We start from the raw sequence: 5204 nt of genomic DNA, 5'->3' as shown, positions 1-5204 counted from the left end.
ATCCAAAGGTGAGGCTCGAGAAAGTCCTGACAGCACGAAGACGATTGCTTTCGTCCTCCGCTCGGGCGGCGAATTCGAGCCGGGCCATGTTGTCCGTCTGTTGAACCAGGTGACCGAGCATTTGCCCGACGCCAAGTTCCGTTGCTTCTCCGACGTCGACGTGCAGGGCGTCGAGGTGGTACCGCTCCGGTACGGGTGGCCAGGCTGGTGGGCGAAGATGGAGCTGTTCCGTCCGGAATTGCCTGACGATTGGCTGTTTTTCGATCTGGACACTTCAATTGTCGGCAGTCTCGCGGATATGGCGGCGGTCGAGGGTCCGGTGATCATGCGCGAGTGTTGGTGGCCGGGGGGCTTTCAAAGCAGCATCATGGCGATCCCGCAATCGATCAAGGCCGCGGTGTGGGAGGCGTTCACAGCGGCACCCGACGACCACATGCAGCGGTTCGCTTCCGATCAGGAGTTTCTTGAGAGCTGCCGGGAAGTCAATTGGCGCCTGTGGGAAGACATCTGCCCTGGTCAACTGTGTTCGTACAAGTTGGACGTTCAGCGTCTCGGCCGCGTTCCGGCCGGCGTTCGCGCGGTGGTTTTCCACGGCAAGCCCCGGCCATGGGAGGTGGGTTGGTGAAACCAGCCATTGCGAGGCGGTCAACTTCTGCGGCAGTGAGTACCAGCGGGTGCTCTGTGAACTTCACGAGAAGGCAGAAATTGACTGCGACGGCTTGCATCAAGCAGCTAAGCGAGAAGGGCCGAAACTGCTTTGGGTCGGCGGGAATGCTTATCCGCGTGTTTTGATTGCGCGGCAATGGCAGAAATCGCTCTGATCCAGGGTGCGACCAATCGACGGGTCAGCGAGGCTGAAGAATGAGCAAGATACTGGTCACCGGCGGCGCAGGTTTCCTGGGCTCTCATCTTTGCGACAAGCTTCTCTCAGAGGGCCACGATGTCCTCTGCGTCGACAATTTCTTTACCGGCTCGAAGGCCAACATCCGCCATCTCATAGACGATCCCGATTTCGAACTGATACGGCACGATGTGAGCCTCCCTCTCTACGTGGAAGTAGGCAAGATCTACAATCTTGCGTGCCCGGCATCGCCCGTTCATTATCAGCACGATCCGATCCAGACGACGAAGACGAGCGTGTACGGCGCCATGAACATGCTGGGGCTGGCCAAGCGACTGAAGGCGCGCATCCTCCAGGCATCGACGTCGGAGGTCTATGGTGATCCGGAAATTCATCCGCAGGTCGAGACGTATTGGGGCCGGGTCAATCCGATCGGCGCCAGAAGCTGCTATGACGAGGGTAAGCGCTGTGCGGAGACCCTGTTTTTCGACTATAATCGCCAGATCGGCCTTGAAATTAAGGTAATGCGCATCTTCAACACCTACGGGCCGCGTATGCATCCCAAAGACGGCCGGGTTGTGTCGAATTTCATCGTCCAAGCGCTCACGGGCGAGCCTCTCACCATCTATGGGAACGGGTCGCAGACGCGGAGCTTCTGCTATGTCGACGATCTAATCGACGGGATGGTCAAGATGATGGGAAGTCCCGCGGGTTTCACAGGTCCGGTCAATATCGGCAACCCAGGCGAATTCACCATGCTGGAGCTTGCGGAACAGGTGCTCAAGATCGTCGGCGGGTCATCAAAGCTTGCTTTCCTGCCGCTTCCGGCGGATGACCCGAAGCAGCGCCGGCCCGATATAAATCTCGCCGCGGCTGCATTGGGCTGGGCGCCGCGCGTGCGGCTTGAAGACGGTCTGAAAGAGACGGTCGCCTACTTCAGGAAAGTGCTGGCATGAGAATCGCACTTCCCGCTCACTCTCCCTTCCGGCAGAGCCGCCGGCGCTGCGAAAGAAATCAAACTCAACCTCGAATATCGCATCGTCGTTCATGACGGGTGGCCCGACCCGGACAGCATCGAGCGCGAGTTTCTTGCCTTTGCCGCGCTTCGTTGAAGCTGTCGGCGCCTAATAGAAAGGTTATTAGTGTGAAACAGGTTGAACCCCTTCGTGCTGCAATCGTCGGCGTTGGCCGGGCCGAAGGAATGGGTATCGGCTACTGCCACGCTCGCACGTATCGGAGCACGCCAGGTTTCGAATTGGTAGCAGCGGCCGATATCGACGCGGACCATCTAAAGAACTTCAGAGAGAAGTTTGACGTTATTGGCTACTTAAGTATCGAGGGTATGCTCAATACTAAGCCCGATGTGGTCAGCATCTGCACATACGTCGGACTCCACTTCCGCATGATCAAAGCGTGTGTGGCTGCTGGCGTCAGAGGCATCGTGTGCGAGAAGCCGTTCGTCGCCTCACCAACTGAACTCAAGGAGCTGCGAGCGCTTATCGCCGCGTCGGGCACCAAAATCATTGTCCCTCACTATCGGCGCTATATGAAAGCGTTTGCCCGTGCCAGGGACATCTTCGCCTCGGGCGAGATCGGGGAGCGCCTAGTTGTAACGGCGGCGATTGGCGATGGCTGGGACTTGAGCGAATGGGGTTCGCACTGGTTTGACATGTTCCGCTTCTTTCATGATGACAATATGCCGGAATGGGTGCTGGCGCAGGCGCGCGTGACAAATCGCCGATTCTATGGCCACGCGATGGAGGATCACGCGGTTGCCTACATGGAGTTTCCCGGTGGCGGCCGAGCGGTTCTCGAGACCGGCATCCACTATCTCAACGACGGCGTAACAATGGCGCTTACCGGCAGCCGCGGCGCGATCGTAGTCCTCGCCGAAGACAAGCTCAGAGTGTACTCCTCCTCCGGAGCGCGAGAGGAGAACTATGAGGATGCGGACAGCCTCGCATGGTCGGCAATGTTCGCAGACCTGCGGGACTGGATCAACACGGGGAAACCCGCGCCGCTCGGTTTCAATCACGTGGCGGGCACGGCCGAACTCAACCTGGGCTCCTACCTTTCTATGATCGAGGGCGACCGGGTCGACTTTCCTCTCAAGCATCATGTTGACGAATGGCCAGTGGAAGAATTGGCCCGACGTCATGCTTCCAAGTGACTTCGATTGATCAATGAGATCGGGGCCTTGTGGCTGATCGCCCCATGCGGGCGCTCCTCGTTGTACAACTCGGCGACGGAACACCCACGGGACCGGCCCGGAGCGCGAGCTTCTCTTTCCATGGCATCCCTTGGGCGGGTCGCCAGGTCCATATTCATGAAGTGATCGACAAGAACGACGCAGACGACGCAGAGGTTTTCCGCTGCAGTCTTTCTGGCCGGGTACCGGATCGCTGGCTGGAGGTTCCTGGGAGGATGATCGGATCCTCCGCAAGAATTGGCGCATCACGACTGCTCCGCACGTCGACCTTGCCGCATTGGGCACCCTGGCGAAACTGCTCCGGGACACGGACGCCCCATCGCAATCGCAGGAGATGGGCGCAGCATTGGGCTCTCACGACGTCACGACGCGAATCGGGGAGATGTCCATGCCGCGCCTGCCCACGACATACGAGTTCGATCTGTTCTCGAAGCTGAACGACGCCGAGACGGTGCAGACGCCGCAATGGCAGGCGTCGCTGCCCGCCGAGACGCGCCGATCAGTGACGAAGCTGATTGTCAGCCTGATTCTCGATCACTTCGACGGCGACCGCTCTCCCGGACGGGAGGAGGTGCGTCATGATGCATGAGAAGATCAGACCGCACCATCTGGAGCGCAAGGCGATCCTGTATGTGCGGCAGTCGTCAGCCCATCAGGTCCTGCACAATCGCGAGAGCAGCGCCCTGCAATATGCGATGCGCGATCGCCTGACGTCGCTCGGTTGGTCTCGCATTCGACGACGATCTCGGCCGTTCGGCCGCTGGAGGCGTTGCACGTGCCGGTTTCGACCGGATGATCGCAGAGGTTTCTCTCGGCAAGGTCGGGGCGGTTGCGGCACGGGAGGTATCGCGGTTTGCCCGCAATAGCCGCGACTGGCAGCAGCTCATCGAGATGTGCCGCGTCGTCGACACTGTGCTGATCGACCAGGAGACGGTCTATGCGCCGCGCCAGGGCAATGATCGGCTGCTGCTGGGATTGAAGGGGGCAGTCTCAACGAGTATGAACTCGATCTTCTGCGCCAGCGTTTGCTCTCGGCCCGCTACGAAAAGGCCCGCCGCGGTGAACTCGTTGTTGCAGGCCCTGTGGGCTTCGCAAAGGTCGGTGATCGCCTGGAGAAGGATCCGGATCGCCGCGTGCAGAAGGCCATCACTCTTGTGTTCGACAACGTCGCCGAACTCGGCAGTGCCCGGCAGGCTCTGATGTGGTTCCTAGAGCATGGGCTGGATTGCCCGCCAGGCGCAACAATGGCGATATTGTCTGGCGTCGGCCGAACATGGTAAGCGGTTAGCTCATGGCGTGTCCGGACTGAAGTTCCACGGCATGAGTTGATCGATACGAGAGATCGTCCAGCCATCGGCAATTCGCTCGAGGGTTTGCTGGAGCCAGCCGAGCGGATCGACGCCGCTCATTTTTGCTGTCTGCAACATCGTGGCTATGGTTGCCCATACGCGCCCACCGCCTTCGCTACCGGCAAAGAGACTATTTTTTCTGACTATTGTCTGGGGCCTGATAGCGCGCTCGACATGTGGAGTCGATTTCGACCCGCCCGTCGGTGAGAAAGCGCTCGAGCACTGAGCGCCGTGATGTGGCATACCGGATCGCCTCGGCCAGTTTCGACTTTCCGGAGATGCGAGGCAACTCCTTTTCCCATAGCCTGAGCAGGTCGGCGACGATGGCTGCGGACCGATCCTGGCGCGCCGTCGTGCGAACCGCTGGATCGCGACCACGGATTTCGTCTTCCACCTTCCACAACTCAGCCATTGTCGCGACCGTTTGTGTCGCCAGTCGCGAGACGCCGCTGACGTGCAATTCATAAAAGCGCCGACGTAGATGCGCCCAACATCCCGCCAGCGTCACGGCGTCATTGGCGCCGGCGCTTGCCTTGGCGAGCTTCGTGTAGGCGGAGTAGCCATCAACCTGCAGGATACCGGTGAAGCCGGCCATGTGCCGTGCGACACACGCGCTGCCGCGACTGTCTTCGAAGCGATAGGCCACCATGGGCGGCGCTGTTCCGCCATACGGCCGATCATCGCGGGCGTATGCCCATAACCACGCCTTCTTCACCTGGCCGCTGCCTGCACAAGGGTCGGCAGCGACGTCTCGTCGGCAAACACCCTTTCGGCCTGGCGGATACGCTCCAGCACATAATCGGCC

Annotated in this window: 5 protein-coding genes and 2 pseudogenes; 6 read left to right on the top strand and 1 reads right to left on the bottom strand. The window is 60.0% G+C overall.

All coding sequences use genetic code 11. The features are described from left to right. The 6 genes and pseudogenes from EOA85_RS37735 to EOA85_RS39345 form a co-directional block, all read left to right on the top strand. Nucleotides 1-625: hypothetical protein (locus tag EOA85_RS37735; RefSeq protein WP_164759903.1), on the top strand; the 625-nt coding region annotated here is incomplete at its 5' end. A 236-nt stretch (nt 626-861) separates the two neighbouring features. After that, nucleotides 862-1797: a UDP-glucuronic acid decarboxylase family protein gene (locus tag EOA85_RS26950; RefSeq protein ID WP_127211793.1), complete on the top strand. Its 936-nt coding sequence runs from the start codon at nt 862-864 to the stop codon at nt 1795-1797. 188 nt (nt 1798-1985) lie between these two features. After that, nucleotides 1986-3011 carry a Gfo/Idh/MocA family oxidoreductase gene (locus EOA85_RS26945; RefSeq protein WP_127211792.1) on the top strand — a complete coding sequence of 342 codons (1026 nt, stop codon included), beginning with the start codon at nt 1986-1988 and terminating at the stop codon, nt 3009-3011. A gap of 427 nt (nt 3012-3438) precedes the next feature. After that, on the top strand, nt 3439-3639 hold the full coding sequence (locus EOA85_RS26940; RefSeq protein WP_127211791.1) for a hypothetical protein: 201 nt from the start codon (nt 3439-3441) through the stop codon (nt 3637-3639). Between the two features lie 203 nt (nt 3640-3842). Beyond that, nucleotides 3843-3983: pseudogene (locus tag EOA85_RS39350) on the top strand (recombinase family protein); the annotation flags it as partial. 92 nt (nt 3984-4075) lie between these two features. Further along, a complete protein-coding gene (locus EOA85_RS39345) occupies nt 4076-4330 on the top strand; it encodes a hypothetical protein (protein ID WP_245486032.1) in 255 nt (84 codons plus the stop codon). Between the two features lie 9 nt (nt 4331-4339). Here the strand turns inward: EOA85_RS39345 and EOA85_RS26930 are convergent. Further along, nucleotides 4340-5204 (bottom strand): annotated as a pseudogene (locus EOA85_RS26930) (IS66 family transposase); the annotation flags it as partial.

Source organism: Mesorhizobium sp. M5C.F.Ca.IN.020.29.1.1, from assembly GCF_003997375.1.
Lineage (GTDB): Bacteria > Pseudomonadota > Alphaproteobacteria > Rhizobiales > Rhizobiaceae > Mesorhizobium > Mesorhizobium wenxiniae.
Note: the sequence above shows the minus strand (reverse complement) of the source record. Positions and strands in the feature narration are given on the sequence as shown.

Excerpts from the sequence above, each read along its gene's own strand:
- EOA85_RS26950 (WP_127211793.1), top strand. The coding sequence starts at position 862 with ATGAGCAAGATACTGGTCACCGGCGGCGCAGGTTTCCTGGGCTCTCAT.
- EOA85_RS26940 (WP_127211791.1), top strand. The coding sequence starts at position 3,439 with ATGCCGCGCCTGCCCACGACATACGAGTTCGATCTGTTCTCGAAGCTG.